Below are 14,665 nucleotides of genomic sequence, written 5' to 3'. Positions count from 1 at the left end.
CATGACCCTGCCGGGACCTACTGTCAGGCCCGAAAATAGGGGATTGAACATTCGGGGTCGTTCTGGATAAATGATTGAAAAGCAAGCCCGCCTGGTGCCATCCCTTCGGGGCCCGCCCACGGCCAACCTTGAACCAACCAAGGGGGACCGATGGGACGCTTCCGCTTCTTCCGTGTTGTTTTCGCCTTCCTGATCCTGGCTTTCTTCTCCAAGGCTTTCGCGGCCAACATCGACGTGGCTTCCTACGGCGATTACGCGGCCAATCCTTACGTTTCCAGCGTGACCGTCCTCACGTCCCAAGCCGCCTCGATCGTGAACCCCTCGGTCGGCGGGCCCCAGACCATCTATTGGTTCGACAAGGGCCACTTCCCCGATGGGCCCAACAACGCGGATTCCAGCCTGGAACAGGTCGTCGTGACGGCCATCGTATCGACCCCCGTGACCATCCAGGGGGTTTCCTACAAGCGCCTGACCGTGACCCGGGCCCATAACCCCAAGGCCCACCATTTCAACCAGACGAACATCCTGCGCTTTTCGAGCACCGTCGCCACCCAAACCCCGACCAGCACTCCGACCTTGACGCCAACCAGGACCCCGACAGCCACCCCGACCAGGACCCCGACAGCCACTCCGACCAGCACCCCATCCGTCACCCCGACCCCCAACGAATATATTTCGAATTCTTCGGCGAAATCGGGCGCAACCGCAGGTTGGACGTCCGCCGGCGGCATCGACAATTTGGTTTGGTATCTCCCGGCCTCCCAGACGAATTCAACCCTCGTTTGCGGTTTTGGTCTTTTGAAGGGCGGAACGGTTGTGAAGAGTTGTTATTTTTCAGGATTTGGCTTGTCCGCCGGGAACAATGTCATCTTGACAGCGTCCTTGCACAAGCTGGCCCCGGGGACGAGCAGTTTTACTGATTCCAGCCTGGGTTCCATTGGACCCGTAACCATCGCCACGAATACGAAATACTCCTCGGCCAACACTCTTTTCAGTTGTCCCACCACCATAACACCCGGCGACAGTCTTTATCTTTTGGTCACTGGAACGACGGGTGCCTCTTGCAGCGTCTCTGTGAACGGTGCCGTGCTTTTAGGAAATGTTCCTTAAGGGGGATTTGATGAAAAAGTTTTTGATCTTTGCGGCTTTTATTTCTCTTTCCGTCCCCACCTGGGCCCAGGTTTCGGCGCCGATTCCCTGGGCCCAGCAAGTTCAACCGGGAACCGTCCCTTCCAACTGCGGGCCCGGGACCTGCACCCCGGTGGCTTTCCCGGTCTATTACGTCACCCCGCCTCCGCCCAAGAACACGGCTACTCCCTCTCCGACCTTCACCTGGCCGGCGGGCACCCATACTCCCACCCCGAGTAACACCCCGACGGTGACCAGCACCCCGACCGCCACTTCTGTCCCCGCGGTCGTGATCTTGACCATGGCCCCGACGCCCGCCCAAACGGGCGCCCCCGACGGTTATTCTTCGGCAGCTTGGCAAAAGGACATCGATTCTAAGTTGGCCGGTTCCATCGCCACCACGCCGGTTCCCGCCACTTCCTTCAACTTCAAGTTGATCGATCCGGCCACGGGCCGCCAGGCGGGCGTCACGGCCGCTTATGTTTCCGCTTCCAACGATGACGCCACCATCAATCGACTGGCCACTTATGCGTCGGCCATGGGCTGGGATGGCACCCACTGGAAGGGGATCTATACGGACATCCCGAATGCGGACACGTTGACATCCTCCGTCCAAGCCTTGGAATCCATTGCCCGCGGGTATGTCTACAACGGATCCAGCTGGGACCGTCAAAGGGCGGCCAACGGCTTGGCTGCCGCCGGTTCGGAAGCGACCGGGGTCCAGGCCATCTATCAATTGGCCGTTGCCAATACCCCGGTCACACAATTCGCCACCGGGTTGGGGGTGACGGTCCTGGGGGCGGTCCCTTACGGCCACATCGCCATGCAGATCTACAACGTGGGCGGATCGGGGGCGGTGACCGCGACCATCAACGGAGGCCTCTTGGGATCCGCTTTCCCGATCGCCGTCGGGGCGGTCACCATCACCGGAGCCGGGGCCGCCACGATGCTCAACTTCGCGGCCCCTTCCAAGTTCGCTTCGGTGACCATCACCGGCATTTCCGCCGCGACGACCATTGGAACCTACATCTATTTGATGCCATAAGGAGGCACACGTGAAAAATCTTTTGATCCTGTTGTTCTTGGCGGGCGCGTCGGTCGGTTGGGCCAAAGAGAAAGTGGTCCAGGGGAAACCGGTCTTTCTTATGACCGTCCTTTCCGCCTTCGACACCAAGGACGAAAAAACGCAAGCCGTGTCCCATTGGGCGGTCGTGGACGTGCGGGTCAAACGACACGACGAAGTCCTTCTTTACCAAGAAAGCGGGAAGCAATACGGCATGACGGGCCGGGATTATGACGACGATATGGGGAGCGTTGTCGTGGCTTTCGAGAAACGCTTCGACGTGTCCACCATCAAGGCGGCCCTCAAGCAAATATTGCAGGACCGGGCCGCATCCACGGCGGAACATGAAGATCGTTAAATACCTGCCCATCCTCTTCTTGTTGGCCCCAGGCTGCCGGGGCGGCGGCGTCACGCCCATGGACCTGCGCGCGGGGATATACCCGACCGCGACCTTGACGCTTACCCCGACCTTGACGCCCACATCCACCCCGGGCATTGCCCCGACGCAAACGCCAGCCCCGGCCGCCACACTGGTCTTTCTGGCCATCGGGGACAGTTACACCGGCGGCAATGGTGCCTCGACCATCACCAATGGTTTTGCGTGGCTCGAAACGGCAGTCCTCGATATTTGGTATCCCGAAACGGCCCAGTCCAATTTCGGCTATGGGGGGTACGGGACCGACGACTATATCGGCGAATCACTTTCGACCAACGACGCCAATACATCCTCTTTGAATGTCCCGCGTATCGGCGTCATGTTCGGGGTGAACGACCTTCGGCAACCCTATGCCGCCGCCTGGAGCGCGTTGGATCCGCACAAAGGGCCGGCCGGTTCCTATTATTCGAACCTTTCGGACTGCCAGGCCCACTCCTACAACTTCAAGGCGAACCTGGAAACGATCATCACCACCTTTCGGGCGCACCATTCGGGGATGATCTGCGTTTTGGACACCATCCCCGACATCACCAATAACGGGGATGGACCATCCCATTTCGCTGGATGGGACGACTACGAGGGTTGCCTGGCGGCTTATAACGCCCGCATCCCCGAGATCGCGGTGGATCTTAATTATGTTTTTGTGGCCGATGTTTATACGGCCATGCAAGGACACACGGAATATTACAGCACGGACCACATCCACCCGAATGACGACGGACATGCCGTGATCGCCGCCTTGAACGAAGCCCAATTCAGTTCTCCGCCCCGATGAGCGGAAGGACCAAAGAAAGAGAAACCATGATCCTCAAGATCGCCGAGTTCTTCCTGCCCCTCTTCCTCAAAGGGGCCAAGCTTTACCACAAGCTCCCCTTGAAGACCCGCTACATGGCCCTGTGGGTGGCCTTCGCCTTGGTCTTGGGCATGCTTCTGAACAACGAATGGCAGAACTATCAGCGGGCTCGGATCTGGGCCGCGCACCACACCCCGGAGGCGGCCAAGTGATCGACCCCCACGAAACACCCCACACCGAGACGGTCCGGAAGATCTACGAAACTCTGGGCCCCGAGGAAATGGCCAAGATCGCCCGCGAAGGGGTGGCCTTGGGGGTGGAACGGTGGCTGGAAAAGGTGGCCGCCCGGTTCGGCCGGTGGACCTTCGCTTTCGTGGGGGCCCTGATCTTTGGGTTGATCTTGAAGTTCTTGGCGGGCCTGATCTATTTCGGGACCCCGCCAACGCACTAAATCTTTCTCAGGAGGCAGACATGCTGACATGGATCAAAGACAACAAGACGGCCCTGATCGCCGGGGCCGTCGCGGGCGTGGGGGCGCTGATGATCGTGGCCCACATCCCGGCCGTAGGCGCGGTGGTGAAGTTCTTACTGGGCCTGAACTAAGGCCCGCCTCAAAAACCGAGCAAAAGGAGAGCCCGATGGGGCTTTATTCGTTCTTGACGGTGGCGGTCTTGCTGGGGGCTTTCTTGCTCTTGGTGTTCAAGAAACCCGAATTCTTCAAGCCGGAAGGCGGCATCAACTGGGAAAGGTTCCTCAAGGACCTTTTCCAATACCTGTTGGCCGCCCTTATCATCTGGCTCTTTGCCCGTTGCCTAGTGGAGGTCGGTACCTTGGTGGTCCCCGCCGATAACCGGGCCATGTTCGACAACGTGGTTCGCACGGTCGAGGATTCCTTCATGATCCTGGTCGGTTACTTCTTCGGGTCTTCCAAGGGTTCGAGCGAAAAGAACGCCTTGTTGGCCCCCGGAGAGGACAAAGGCGGATGATCGAAGGCGTCGATGTTTCACATTACCAAGGCCTGATCGACTGGCCCAGAGTGGCGGCCGCGGGCAAGAAGTTCGCCATCCTCAAGGCCACCGACGGCATGGGCATGGGCCTGACCGGCCCGAAGAAACGGAACGTCGACGCCCTTTTCAACCACAACGAACAGGGCGCCATCGGCACCCAGATCGTTCTGGGCATGTACCATTTCATGCGGCCCCTCGAGAACCTGCAGGGCCAGATCAACAGTTTCATCGCCATGGAACATTGGTCGAAGGACGCCCTTTTCCCCATGCTGGACCTGGAGCCCATCAAGCAGGGCCCGGGTACCCAGGAGGATTGGGCGGTCAACAGCAAGCAGGACAACCTCATGATGGTCCTCGAATGGCTTCACCAGGTCGAGCGCAACACGGGCTATAAGGCGGTCATCTACACCACGAACTTCTTCGTGGAGGCCTTCCTGCCCCTGGCGCCCGAGTTGGCCGAGTACCCCTTGGCCTTGGCGAGGTATTCGTCCGAACCGGGACGGATCCCGCCGCCCTGGAGGACGTGGAACTTTTGGCAGTATGACCCCGCGGGGAAGGTGGATGGCATTCAAGGCACCGTGGACCTGGATTATTTCGACGGCACCTTGGAAGACTTGAAAACGCTGACGAGAAAGAGGATGGCATGACGAAGGGTACCGTGAAGTGGTTCGACCCCAAGAAAGGTTTCGGTTTTATCGCCGGCCAAGACGGGACCGATTATTTCGTCCACCACACTTCCATTGACGCCATCGGCTTTCGCACCTTGGAGGAAGGCCAGGAGGTGGAATTCGAACCCAAGCAAGGCCCCAAGGGTTCCATGGCCTCGAAGGTCAGGGCCCTATGACGACCCCCGACACGGACCACACCAACCCCGAAGGCGTCCCCACCCCGCCGCCGGCGCCGACACCCTGGTATCGCAAGCTCTGGGTTTTCTTTTTGGGCCTGGAGGACCACTGGCGCGTTGGCTTGGCCTTGATCGCCCTGGTCATCGTGGTGACCGTCATTCTGCGCCTGTCGGATGCCGTAGGGGGATTGTTCACCCTCGGCCGGGGCCCGGTCACCGCCGTGAGTGGGGAAGTGGAAAGCACCCCGTCGAAGTTGACCTACCTGGATCCGTCCGGCCACCAGGTCACGCTCCGCAAAAGCCCGGACGCCTCGGTGAAGGTGACGCCCTTGGGGGACGGCAAAGGCGCGAAGATCGACCCCGAGGATTTCGGCCTGGTCTTCGACCCCCACGTGGGCATCGAATGGGCCCATGATCCTCTTTTGCCCACGGTCGGGGCCCGGCTTGCCTTTATCGGCCCGGACCTGGGCGTTTCGGCCTTGGCGGAGATCCCCGCCGACCTCTTCCACCAGACGGCCACCCGGGCCGGGATATTGCTGGGCCCGGACCTGCGGTCGGGCAACCTGGACATGATCGCCGGGTTCCACACGCCCTACGCCGAACTGGGTAACTGGAACTTTGGCGTGGCCTTGGCCGTGTTTCCCTTCGACCCGCCCGGCAAGACGATCGTGAAGAAGCGGGAAACGCCGTAGAGGTTCAGTCCGCCTTGCTGAATGCCCCCCAGATGAACAAAGCCCCGATCCCGAATAGACCCATCGGTGCCTCGTCCACCCCGTCACGCCACAAGAAATAACCCGCGAATAAAATAGAGAAGACCCCGAAGGCGAAAAAGATTTTTCGAAGGTCGCTGGTCATTGACCTTCTTCGGCCCACATCAAAAGATAGAAAACCTCATGACGCTGGCCGGGACCCGCATCCTTCCCAAAGACCATTGTGTTTTCGGAACCTGAACCGTATGGGTAGGCGTCCATCTGTTTGATGTCCATTTGGACGATGTGGTTGGTCCGTTGGATCTCCTGAAGGCCCTTGCCCAAGCTATCCAGGCTTTTGAACCCTTGCATGTGCCAGACCAAGAACAACGAAAGCAGTATTTTTTTCATCGGTTTCTCCTTTTAAATTACCTGCGACTTCACAAATGCCTCCAGATCCACCCGACGGTCATTAAGAACATGGCGATCCCAAAACCCCAATAAGCCAACATCAAGATTATGGTAAACAACCCGCGGACCGAAGCCGGTTTTTCCTCGTTCGGCCTTTCGGTGAACCAATAAACGAAGAACAAAAAACTGAAGACAAAGAACAGGAGCGAAAGCAACGCTCTTCCCCAATGTCCATCCGGGTCTTCCCTGAATATCCTTGATAGTGTGCTGCCGGAAGTCCAACAAAAATAAATGATCCCGAGCTTGACGTAAAAACTCCAGTTCTTTGGCATGCCATTTCCCCTTGACTTAAGATATAAATTACTTAAGATGTCTGTATCGTTTCAAGCCCCTATTGCTAAAGAACACGTAAAAGGCTATTTTAAATGCCTCAAAATTCCTTAAAGCCCCGCCCCATGAGCGTCACGCAAAAGAAAATTCTAGCCGAGAACATCATCCGTTTCATGGGGGACCGCAGCCAAAGCGAGATCGCCCGGAACGCCCAAATGGGCTTGCGTTTGTTCTGGGGCTATTGCCATCCCGAATCGAAGGCCAACCCCACCCTCGAAAATCTCGAAAAGATCGCCAAGGCCCTCTCGACCCCCCTGGCCAAGGTGGAACCCTGGCAATTGCTCAAAAAACAGGACTGATATTTTTTTGCTTGCTATTGAGATATAAATATCGTAAGATACAAATATCCTAAGTTGGACCCGCGAGGGCGGAAAGGGGAACCGTGACCAAGATCGCGCAATACAAAGGCTGGTGCCCCTCTGCCACCAGGCCATCGAGCCGGGCCAGGCCATTGAAGTGGGTTATGGCCACAAGGCCTGCCACGCCGCCTGTTGGAACGCGGTCTTGATCGCCCGGGAAGGCCAGCCGCAGGAAGAATGTTTTGGTTGCAAACACCTTTGTTCGGAAGAGTTCTGGAAAAACCATTCGGGCCTTTGCCCGGTCTGTTGGGGGAGGTAGCTATGCCGATCTATCCGTCGCACATCCAGCAGTTCTTCAACGCCGCCCACGGGATACCCGGGTTCAACAAACAGGACCTGGTGGACCGATATTTCCTCTACCTCGAGCGCAAACAGAGGCCCGATACCTCGGACACCTTTTTCGCCTACGCGGACGCCTACCTGGACGGCCACGTGGGCGGCTTCGACGATGGGATCAAATACGCCAAACCCTGAAAGGAGGCGGCCATGAGAACCTTGAAGATCGCCCTGCTGGCCTGGCTCTTGTCGGCCGCCCTTCAGGCCGCCCAGACCGAGCCGAAATTGAACTGGGCGCCCGCTCTGACGGGCGTTTCCCTGCTGATGGGGCCCATACCCCTATCCTCCCAAGATCTGCCCTGGGGACACGCCCTGGAACTGGAAGGGTGGTCCTACGCGGCCACGGACATCTTTCAAAGGTTCCTGCCCAAGGGCTACGGTTGGTTGGCCTACCCCATCGTCTTGGCGGTCGATGCGATCTACCGCGCCGGCGAACTGAACCAGGGCCACGACGACCTGGCCTTGAGGAAGGGCTTGTGTGACTTGGGCGGCATTGTCGCCCATGCGGAAGTGGAGATATTTCAGTTTTAATGGAGGGGCCGATGCCAAAGAAATACAAAGCCAAATTCGCCTGCAAGTGCCGCAAGTGCAAATTTGACATCTTCCCCGGGGAGGATGTTCTGTGGTTCGGGAAAGGCCCGGACGGCCGCAGCATCTACGAACATGCCGGACCATGCCCCAAGGAACCGCCCAAGCCGCCCGCAGGGTTCAAGAAGACGCCCTTCACCCCGCGCCCCGCCGTGCCGGTCAAGAACCAATGGGACACTTACGCCGAGTTGGTGTTGACGCAGATACTCAAGGGACACCCGGACCAATTCCCCGGGCCCCAGGCTTCGGCCGCCTTGGCCGCCGACTATGCCGACAAGATGATGGCCGCCAGGGCCAAGAGGGGGATCAAGTGAGACGATTATTAAAAAGGCTTTATGTTCGATACCTTCATTCTACCGAGCCGATAATGGACATTTGGATGTGGCCGGCGTGGCCCATTGAAGTGAATTATTCAACTGGCCTCCCCATTTTTTTCTTCTGCCCCCCATCTGTTTATTACCGTCGACTTCGTCGGAAAAAATGGCGCGCCCAAAGAGGACTTAAATGACCTACCGCATCATCCGCTGTCTCGACAAGGCCGACTGGCTCGAACGCCGCAAGGCGGTGGTGACCAGCACAGAGATCTCGGCCCTGTTCGGGTGCAACCCCTACCTGACGGCCGCCCAGCTGTGGGCCCAGAAGAAGTCGCTCATTTTTCCCGAGCGCCGGGTGAGCCCCGCCATGCAGGCGGGTCTGGACCTGGAGGCTTCGATCGCCCAACGGGTGGCCCGAGCGAAAGGCTGGGATGCCAAGCCTTTCCCAACCTGGATGTTCGCCCAACGGGACGACTACCGCGCCGGATCCTCTTTCGACTGGGCGGTCAAAGACCAGTGGGGCGTCTGCCCCCTCGAGGTCAAGAAGATCCACTGGGGCGCCATGGGGAAGTATTGGCGCTGTGAAGGGAACCGAGTGACCCAGACCAGCGACTACGTGAAACTGCAGCTACAGTACCAAATGTGGATCTGCGGCTTTCCCCGGATCAAACTGGCCGTGCTTTGCGGGGAAGGTTGGTACCTCTGGGGCGAGTTCTTGCCCGACCCCTTCATCCAACGGCAATTCGAGGACAAACTGACGGCCTTCTGGGCCAGCCAGGCCAAGGGCATCCCGCCCGAGGGGGCTACCAGGACTAGGGTCTGGCGTCTCTATCTGGCGCAAAAAACCGCCCAAAAAGTGGCGTAAAAACCATTTTAGTTTGACTGACAGTCAAATTACTATAAATTGTCGTTCCCTTATTTAACGTTTTATTTAACAAATAACGAGGATCGACATGGCTGACTATACCCTATTCGATATCCTACGCCTTGAGCCTTATGCCTTATTTTTGTCCACAAGACGTTGCGAAAACACCCGCGAAAACTATGGCCGGGCCCTCTTGACTTTCCACCGATGGCTGACCGACCGCAGGTTGAAACCCTGCGAGGTCAGATCCCTTCACCTGGCCCAGTTCATCAACGCCATGAAGGGGCGCTATTCCGGGGCCTCTTTGATCCGCTACTCCTACACCCTCATGAGCTTTTACGGCTACCTCTATGCCATCGAGGCGATCCCCAAGGACCCGTCGCCCGTCCTGCTGACCTTGGGCCTTCGCCGACCCCAACGGAACCCGCGGCCCCTTCCGGATGCGGTCCAGGCTAAATTGGTCAAAGGCTTGAAGTGGTCCGACCTGATGGATTCCCGGGCCAGTTGCCTGATCCTTTTGGGGCTTTACGAGGGTCTGCGCCGCGGCGAGATACAGGCGCTGGAATGGGCCAAAATTTCATTGGAAGGGGGTTATTTTGATGTCAAGGGGAAGGGGGACAAGTGGCGCCGAATGCCCATGCACCCGAAGGTTAAGACCGGTTTATATGTGCTTTGGTGCCATTCCAGATATCATTACGGACTGTTCGAAAGCCGGTACGTTTTCAGGCCCTTCAAGAACCGCCAGGACCGGCCCATGTCGGACATCGGGGTGCAAATGCTCTTTGACCGGGCGAAGAAACATGCGGGGCTTGCGGGCGTGCCTTTCACGATCCATTCCCTGCGGCACACCTTCGCCAGCCGCTACGCCGAGAAGGAGGGCAACCCCTACATCCTTCAAAAATTACTGGGGCACGATGACATCACGACCAGCCAGGCCTACGTGAAAATCTCGCAAAATCAAGCGGAATTGGCCTATCATAGGGTCTTCGTGGAACAGGACCAAAACCTGTCAAGGGCGATGTGAGATTTTTTTTAGGGGTTTTTTTATTTGTTTACAAGGGATACGGAACTCGGCTTATTTCCTGCTTCCTAATTTTTTCAAATACCATGTTCACCACGGAGACGCGGAGAACGCGGAGTTTTTCAAGAGCCGTCCATAAGACGGCTTTTTTGTTTTTGGGATTATTTCTGGTTCTTCGAAATGGGCCTTACTCTGCGCCCTCTGTGTCTCTGTGGTTAAATTGATGTTGGGGGTTCCATGCAAAAGATCCTCGTCCGCGGCGGCAAGACCCTCCAGGGGACCGTGGAGATCAGCGGCTCCAAGAACGCCACCCTGCCCGTCATGACCGCGGCCCTGCTGGGCCAATCCCCCTCCGTCCTCCATAACGTCCCCTACCTCAACGACATCAAGACCATGGCCGAAGTGCTCCGCAAGCTCGGCGCGTCCGCCCAATTGGAGGACCACCGCCTGCATATCGACCCCAAGGGGTTCGACAAGCACGAGGCCCCTTATGAACTGGTCAAGACCATGCGGGCTTCCATTTATTCCCTGGGGGCCTGCCTGGCCCGCTTGGGTGAAGCCAAGGTGTCGTTGCCCGGGGGCTGCGCCATCGGCGCCCGGCCCATCGACCTTCACCTGAAGGGTGTGGAGCAATTGGGGGCCAAGGTCACCATCGAGCATGGCTACGTGCACGCCAAGGCCTCTAAATTGAAGGGAGCCACCATCTATCTGGCCGGGCCCCATGGGCCCAGCGTGGGCGCCACCGTCAACGTGGTGCTGGCGGCCACCGCCGCCGAGGGGACGACCGTCATCGAAGCCGCCTCGTCCGAACCCGAGGTGGTGGACCTGGTGGACTGCCTGAAAAAAATGGGCGCTTCCATCGAGGGTGTGGGGACCTCCCGACTGGTCATCGAAGGGAAGAAACCGCTCAAGGGCATCGAGTATTCGGTCATCCCGGACCGGGTGGAAGCGGGCACCTTCATGGTGGCCGCCGCCATCACCAAGGGCGATGTCCTGATCCAGAAGGCCGAGCCGGCGCACCTGGCCGCCGTCATCGACAAGCTCCGGCAGATCGGCGTGACGGTGGAAGTGTCGGGGACCGACATCCGGGTGAAGGGAACGGGAACCTACAAGCCGGCGGACGTCATGATCCTGCCTTACCCCGGATTCCCCACCGACATGCAGGCCCAGATCATGGCCCTCTTGGCGACCGTGCCCGGCATCAGCCTCATCACCGAGACCATCTGGGAGAACCGCTTCATGCACGTGTTCGAGATGAACCGCATGGGGGCGGACATCAACATCGACCGCAGCCACGCGGTGGTGAAGGGCGTTCCGAAACTCACCGGGGCCCCGGTCATGGCTTCGGACCTGCGGGCCAGCGCGGCCCTGATCCTGGCGGGTTTGGTGGCCGACGGGGAGACCATGATCCAGCGCATTTACCATTTGGACCGGGGATATGAGAAGATTGAACGGAAGCTTTCGGCCTTGGGCGCGGACATCAAAAGAGTAGACTAGCCAATAGCCACCGATGAAGGGGATGAACACCGATGAGAATTTTGGAACTTTCAAAATCCAAAGATAAGGGTTCGGTCGAGAAGCTTATCCGCCGCGAGCCCTTGGTGACCCTGAAAGGGGTTGGGAGCCGCGCGTCCCTGACCAAGAAGGTCTTCGGGAAAGCTCTGACCCCAGAGCAGGCCGTCGAGCGCATCGTCGAGGACGTCCGCAAGAAGGGCGACGCCGCCCTCTTTTCTTATACCCGCAAACTGGACGGCTTTGCCGCGACCCCTCAGAACATCCAGGTCACGAAGGCCGAGATCCAAAAGGCCCTGGACCACCTCGAATATCCGATGGAAGTGGCCCTTCGCACGACCATCCGCAATGTCCGTTTCTTCCATACGAAGGAAAAGCCCGCCCGTTGGTTCCATAACGGTCCCCAGATGTCCCTGGGGCAACGATGGACGGCCTTGGACCGGGTGGGGCTTTACGTGCCGGGTGGGCTCGCGGCCTATCCCTCATCGGTCATCATGAACGTCATCCCGGCCAAGGTGGCGGGGGTGAAGGAAGTCATCGTGGTCACGCCGGTCAAGAAGGACGGCCAGGTGAACCCCATCGTCCTGGCGGCGGCCTATTTCGCCGGGGCGGACCGCATCCTCAAGATCGGGGGCGCCCAAGCCGTGGCGGCCCTGGCCTATGGCACGAAATCGGTCCCGGCGGTCGATAAGATCACGGGCCCCGGCAATCTTTTCGTGGCCTTGGCCAAACGCCGTGTCTTCGGACAGGTCGGCATCGATGGTTTTCCGGGTCCCAGCGAGGTCCTCATCCTGGCCGATGGCACCGCCCCGGCCGCTTGGGCGGCGGCGGATCTTTTGGCCCAAGCCGAGCACGATGAGATGGCGATGCCCCTGATGGTGACGACCTCTTCTTCCTACGCGAAAGAAGTGGCCGAAGAAGTGGAGTTGCAGTTGGAAATGCTGGACCGGCGCCAGATCGCTTCCGATTCCCTCAAAAGCCGGGGGGCCATCCTGGTGGTCAAGAACAAGAAGCAAGCCGAGGAATTCGCCAATCGCTACGCCGCCGAGCACTTGGAGCTTTTGATCAAGGACGCCCGTTCCTGGCTGCCCAACCTGCGCCACGCGGGGGCCTTGTTCATCGGGCCCCATAGCGCGGAAGCCTTCGGGGATTACACCGCCGGCACCAACCACGTGCTTCCCACGGGGGGCACCGCCCGCTTCTCGTCGGGCTTGTCGGTCTTCGACTTCCTCAAACGGACCAATATGCTCGAGATGAAGAAGCCTGGCGTGAAGGCCTTGGGTAAGGCGACGGTCGATTTCGCCAATGAGGAAGGCCTGGGCGCCCACGCCCAGAGTGTTCTGTTTCGGATGGGCAAGTCCAAAGATTGAACCATCAAGGGCACCAAGTTCACCAAAACATCTTTAACTCCAAATTTTTTTCTTCGCGTTCTTCGCGTCTTCGTGGTGAAAGGTGATTTATGAATTTAAACAACTGGTTCCGGCCGAACGTCCTGAAGATGAAGGGCTATACCCCTGGGGAACAGCCCAAAAAGCTTTCGGTCGTGAAGCTCAACACCAACGAGAACCCCTATCCTCCTTCCTCGGAGGTCCTGAAGGCCGTCCGGCAACAGGCGGACTTCCGCTTGCGCCTTTACCCGGAACCGACCGCCGATAGCTTGCGGGAACGACTGGCCAAGGTCCTTCGCTGGCCCAAGGACGGGATCTTGGTCGGTAACGGCTCCGATGAGGTCTTGTCCCTTTTGTTCACCGCTTCGGTGGGCAAGGGCGACTTGGTCCAATTCCCGGACATCACCTATAGCCTTTATCCGGTCTTGGCGGAGATCCGGGAAGCCAAGGTCAAAGAGGTCGAGCTGGAAGACGATTGGAGCCTGGATTTCCGGAAGCTTTCCCCCAAGGCCCGTTTGACGCTCTGGGGTTATCCGAATCCCCCGGTCGGGAACTGCTTTCCAAAGAATGAAATGAAGGCCTTCTGCAAGAAAGCCTTGGGCCTGGTCCTGATCGACGAGGCCTATGTGGATTTTGCCGAGGAGGATTGCCTGGACATCGCCAGGGCCTGCCCGAACGTCCTCATTCTCCGCACCTTGTCCAAATCCTTCTCCTTGGCCGGCGCCCGGTTGGGCTTTGCGTTGGGGCATCCGGCGGTCATCGCCCAATTGATGAAGGTGAAGGATTCCTACAATGTGAACCGGGTGACCCAAGCCATCGGCTTGGCGGCCTTCAGTCCCGCCGGGTTGGCCGACTCACGCAAGAAGGTCAAAGCCATCCAGTTGGACCGCAACCAGCTCATCGAGGACCTGCGCAATATTGGGTTTTGGGTGGCGGATAGCCACGCGAATTTTGTCTTGGCGACCCGGGCCGGCTACCCTCCCATGGAGGACGTCTACAAAAGCCTGAAAAAAAGAGGCGTTTTGGTAAGATACTTCTCCCACCCGAGGCTCCGGGACTCGCTCCGGATCACGGTGGGCACGCCGAAAGAGGACCAAAGACTGTTGGTGGAGCTTCGAAAGCTCCTCTGACCCGGGGGCTGTCATGAAGCGCATCGGAAAAGTTTCCCGCAAAACCAAAGAGACCCAGATCGACCTGGTCCTGGATCTGGACGGCTCCGGCAAGCACCAGGTGAAGAGCCCCGTTCCCTTCCTCAACCACATGCTCGAAGCCTTCAGTAAACACAGCGGGTTCGACCTGACGGTCAACGCTAAGGGCGACACCCACATCGACGACCACCACACGGTGGAGGATATCGGCATCTGTCTTGGCATGGCCCTGGACAAGGCCCTGGGCGACAAGGCGGGCATCTCCCGCTACGGCTTCTTCTACGTCCCCCTGGACGAGGCCCTGGTCCGGTCGGTCGTGGACCTGAGCGGCCGCAATTACATCAACTTCGCCCTGGACCTGCCCACCAAGAAG

General features: G+C 58.7%; 24 protein-coding genes. 22 read left to right on the top strand and 2 right to left on the bottom strand.

Annotated features, from left to right (window positions below):
- Window positions 1–150: 150 nt before the first annotated feature.
- The 11 genes from VHE12_05770 to VHE12_05720 are packed head-to-tail and all read left to right on the top strand — an operon-like array spanning window position 151 to window position 5,963.
- Window positions 151–1,110, top strand: a complete 960-nt coding sequence (locus tag VHE12_05770; protein HVZ80298.1) for a hypothetical protein — start codon at window positions 151–153, stop codon at window positions 1,108–1,110.
- Window positions 1,111–1,120: 10 nt separating this feature from the next.
- On the top strand, window positions 1,121–2,173 hold the full coding sequence (locus VHE12_05765) for a hypothetical protein (GenBank protein ID HVZ80297.1): 1,053 nt from the start codon (window positions 1,121–1,123) through the stop codon (window positions 2,171–2,173).
- A 10-nt stretch (window positions 2,174–2,183) separates the two neighbouring features.
- Window positions 2,184–2,549, top strand: coding sequence for a hypothetical protein (locus tag VHE12_05760; GenBank protein HVZ80296.1), 366 nt, complete (start codon window positions 2,184–2,186; stop codon window positions 2,547–2,549).
- Window positions 2,536–3,402: an SGNH/GDSL hydrolase family protein gene (locus VHE12_05755; protein HVZ80295.1), complete on the top strand. Its 867-nt coding sequence runs from the start codon at window positions 2,536–2,538 to the stop codon at window positions 3,400–3,402. The genes VHE12_05760 and VHE12_05755 overlap by 14 nt, the downstream gene beginning before the upstream one ends.
- A gap of 26 nt (window positions 3,403–3,428) precedes the next feature.
- On the top strand, window positions 3,429–3,632 hold the full coding sequence (locus tag VHE12_05750) for a hypothetical protein (GenBank protein ID HVZ80294.1): 204 nt from the start codon (window positions 3,429–3,431) through the stop codon (window positions 3,630–3,632).
- Complete coding sequence (locus VHE12_05745) at window positions 3,629–3,871, top strand: hypothetical protein (GenBank protein ID HVZ80293.1); 243 nt, start codon at window positions 3,629–3,631, stop codon at window positions 3,869–3,871. The genes VHE12_05750 and VHE12_05745 overlap by 4 nt, the downstream gene beginning before the upstream one ends.
- 20 nt (window positions 3,872–3,891) lie before the next feature.
- Window positions 3,892–4,023: a hypothetical protein gene (locus VHE12_05740; GenBank protein HVZ80292.1), complete on the top strand. Its 132-nt coding sequence runs from the start codon at window positions 3,892–3,894 to the stop codon at window positions 4,021–4,023.
- 35 nt (window positions 4,024–4,058) lie between these two features.
- Complete coding sequence (locus VHE12_05735) at window positions 4,059–4,406, top strand: hypothetical protein (GenBank protein ID HVZ80291.1); 348 nt, start codon at window positions 4,059–4,061, stop codon at window positions 4,404–4,406.
- The gene (locus tag VHE12_05730; GenBank protein HVZ80290.1) at window positions 4,403–5,074 is read left to right on the top strand and encodes a glycoside hydrolase family 25 protein; all 672 of its coding nucleotides are present in this window, start codon (window positions 4,403–4,405) and stop codon (window positions 5,072–5,074) included. Before VHE12_05735 ends, VHE12_05730 begins: the two co-directional genes overlap by 4 nt.
- Window positions 5,071–5,271 (top strand): cold-shock protein, encoded by a 201-nt coding sequence (locus tag VHE12_05725; protein ID HVZ80289.1) that lies wholly within the window; start codon window positions 5,071–5,073, stop codon window positions 5,269–5,271. Before VHE12_05730 ends, VHE12_05725 begins: the two co-directional genes overlap by 4 nt.
- Window positions 5,268–5,963, top strand: a complete 696-nt coding sequence (locus tag VHE12_05720; protein ID HVZ80288.1) for a hypothetical protein — start codon at window positions 5,268–5,270, stop codon at window positions 5,961–5,963. Before VHE12_05725 ends, VHE12_05720 begins: the two co-directional genes overlap by 4 nt.
- A gap of 159 nt (window positions 5,964–6,122) precedes the next feature.
- On the opposite strand, the gene VHE12_05715 is transcribed toward VHE12_05720, so the two are convergent.
- The gene (locus VHE12_05715; GenBank protein HVZ80287.1) at window positions 6,123–6,371 is read right to left on the bottom strand and encodes a hypothetical protein; all 249 of its coding nucleotides are present in this window, start codon (window positions 6,369–6,371) and stop codon (window positions 6,123–6,125) included.
- A gap of 29 nt (window positions 6,372–6,400) precedes the next feature.
- On the bottom strand, window positions 6,401–6,703 hold the full coding sequence (locus VHE12_05710; protein HVZ80286.1) for a hypothetical protein: 303 nt from the start codon (window positions 6,701–6,703) through the stop codon (window positions 6,401–6,403).
- 123 nt (window positions 6,704–6,826) lie between these two features.
- Here VHE12_05710 and VHE12_05705 point away from each other — a divergent pair, with 123 nt between their 5' ends.
- From VHE12_05705 to VHE12_05655, 11 genes are all read left to right on the top strand, one after another.
- Window positions 6,827–7,060, top strand: coding sequence for a hypothetical protein (locus VHE12_05705; GenBank protein ID HVZ80285.1), 234 nt, complete (start codon window positions 6,827–6,829; stop codon window positions 7,058–7,060).
- Between the two features lie 112 nt (window positions 7,061–7,172).
- Window positions 7,173–7,379, top strand: a complete 207-nt coding sequence (locus tag VHE12_05700) for a hypothetical protein (GenBank protein ID HVZ80284.1) — start codon at window positions 7,173–7,175, stop codon at window positions 7,377–7,379.
- Window positions 7,380–7,381: 2 nt separating this feature from the next.
- Complete coding sequence (locus VHE12_05695) at window positions 7,382–7,594, top strand: hypothetical protein (GenBank protein ID HVZ80283.1); 213 nt, start codon at window positions 7,382–7,384, stop codon at window positions 7,592–7,594.
- Window positions 7,595–7,606: 12 nt separating this feature from the next.
- Window positions 7,607–7,987 (top strand): hypothetical protein, encoded by a 381-nt coding sequence (locus VHE12_05690; protein HVZ80282.1) that lies wholly within the window; start codon window positions 7,607–7,609, stop codon window positions 7,985–7,987.
- Window positions 7,988–7,998: 11 nt separating this feature from the next.
- Window positions 7,999–8,358 (top strand): hypothetical protein, encoded by a 360-nt coding sequence (locus tag VHE12_05685; GenBank protein ID HVZ80281.1) that lies wholly within the window; start codon window positions 7,999–8,001, stop codon window positions 8,356–8,358.
- Window positions 8,359–8,548: 190 nt separating this feature from the next.
- The gene (locus VHE12_05680) at window positions 8,549–9,223 is read left to right on the top strand and encodes a YqaJ viral recombinase family protein (GenBank protein HVZ80280.1); all 675 of its coding nucleotides are present in this window, start codon (window positions 8,549–8,551) and stop codon (window positions 9,221–9,223) included.
- 88 nt (window positions 9,224–9,311) lie between these two features.
- Window positions 9,312–10,247 (top strand): site-specific integrase, encoded by a 936-nt coding sequence (locus tag VHE12_05675; GenBank protein HVZ80279.1) that lies wholly within the window; start codon window positions 9,312–9,314, stop codon window positions 10,245–10,247.
- A gap of 234 nt (window positions 10,248–10,481) precedes the next feature.
- Entirely contained in the window at window positions 10,482–11,741 is a 1,260-nt protein-coding gene (gene murA, locus VHE12_05670; protein ID HVZ80278.1) for a UDP-N-acetylglucosamine 1-carboxyvinyltransferase, read from the top strand.
- 32 nt (window positions 11,742–11,773) lie between these two features.
- On the top strand, window positions 11,774–13,126 hold the full coding sequence (gene hisD, locus VHE12_05665; GenBank protein HVZ80277.1) for a histidinol dehydrogenase: 1,353 nt from the start codon (window positions 11,774–11,776) through the stop codon (window positions 13,124–13,126).
- A gap of 89 nt (window positions 13,127–13,215) precedes the next feature.
- Window positions 13,216–14,274: a histidinol-phosphate transaminase gene (gene hisC / locus VHE12_05660; protein HVZ80276.1), complete on the top strand. Its 1,059-nt coding sequence runs from the start codon at window positions 13,216–13,218 to the stop codon at window positions 14,272–14,274.
- 13 nt (window positions 14,275–14,287) lie between these two features.
- On the top strand, window positions 14,288–14,665 hold a 378-nt coding region (locus tag VHE12_05655; protein ID HVZ80275.1), incomplete at its 3' end, for an imidazoleglycerol-phosphate dehydratase.

The sequence above is a fragment of the bacterium genome, assembly GCA_035549195.1.
GTDB lineage: Bacteria > Oederibacteriota > Muellerivitia > Muellerivitales > Muellerivitaceae > DASZRK01.
This window is presented reverse-complemented; position numbering and strand designations above follow the sequence as displayed.

Coding starts and splice junctions, on each gene's coding strand:
- VHE12_05695 (HVZ80283.1), top strand. CDS start 7,382: ATGCCGATCTATCCGTCGCACATCCAGCAGTTCTTCAACGCCGCCCAC.
- VHE12_05725 (HVZ80289.1), top strand. CDS start 5,071: ATGACGAAGGGTACCGTGAAGTGGTTCGACCCCAAGAAAGGTTTCGGT.
- VHE12_05740 (HVZ80292.1), top strand. CDS start 3,892: ATGCTGACATGGATCAAAGACAACAAGACGGCCCTGATCGCCGGGGCC.
- VHE12_05750 (HVZ80294.1), top strand. CDS start 3,429: ATGATCCTCAAGATCGCCGAGTTCTTCCTGCCCCTCTTCCTCAAAGGG.
- murA (HVZ80278.1), top strand. CDS start 10,482: ATGCAAAAGATCCTCGTCCGCGGCGGCAAGACCCTCCAGGGGACCGTG.
- VHE12_05675 (HVZ80279.1), top strand. CDS start 9,312: ATGGCTGACTATACCCTATTCGATATCCTACGCCTTGAGCCTTATGCC.
- hisD (HVZ80277.1), top strand. CDS start 11,774: ATGAGAATTTTGGAACTTTCAAAATCCAAAGATAAGGGTTCGGTCGAG.
- VHE12_05685 (HVZ80281.1), top strand. CDS start 7,999: ATGCCAAAGAAATACAAAGCCAAATTCGCCTGCAAGTGCCGCAAGTGC.
- VHE12_05680 (HVZ80280.1), top strand. CDS start 8,549: ATGACCTACCGCATCATCCGCTGTCTCGACAAGGCCGACTGGCTCGAA.
- VHE12_05690 (HVZ80282.1), top strand. CDS start 7,607: ATGAGAACCTTGAAGATCGCCCTGCTGGCCTGGCTCTTGTCGGCCGCC.
- VHE12_05705 (HVZ80285.1), top strand. CDS start 6,827: ATGAGCGTCACGCAAAAGAAAATTCTAGCCGAGAACATCATCCGTTTC.
- VHE12_05770 (HVZ80298.1), top strand. CDS start 151: ATGGGACGCTTCCGCTTCTTCCGTGTTGTTTTCGCCTTCCTGATCCTG.
- VHE12_05730 (HVZ80290.1), top strand. CDS start 4,403: ATGATCGAAGGCGTCGATGTTTCACATTACCAAGGCCTGATCGACTGG.
- VHE12_05735 (HVZ80291.1), top strand. CDS start 4,059: ATGGGGCTTTATTCGTTCTTGACGGTGGCGGTCTTGCTGGGGGCTTTC.
- VHE12_05715 (HVZ80287.1), bottom strand. CDS start 6,371: ATGAAAAAAATACTGCTTTCGTTGTTCTTGGTCTGGCACATGCAAGGG.
- VHE12_05755 (HVZ80295.1), top strand. CDS start 2,536: ATGAAGATCGTTAAATACCTGCCCATCCTCTTCTTGTTGGCCCCAGGC.
- VHE12_05720 (HVZ80288.1), top strand. CDS start 5,268: ATGACGACCCCCGACACGGACCACACCAACCCCGAAGGCGTCCCCACC.
- VHE12_05765 (HVZ80297.1), top strand. CDS start 1,121: ATGAAAAAGTTTTTGATCTTTGCGGCTTTTATTTCTCTTTCCGTCCCC.
- VHE12_05710 (HVZ80286.1), bottom strand. CDS start 6,703: ATGCCAAAGAACTGGAGTTTTTACGTCAAGCTCGGGATCATTTATTTT.
- hisC (HVZ80276.1), top strand. CDS start 13,216: ATGAATTTAAACAACTGGTTCCGGCCGAACGTCCTGAAGATGAAGGGC.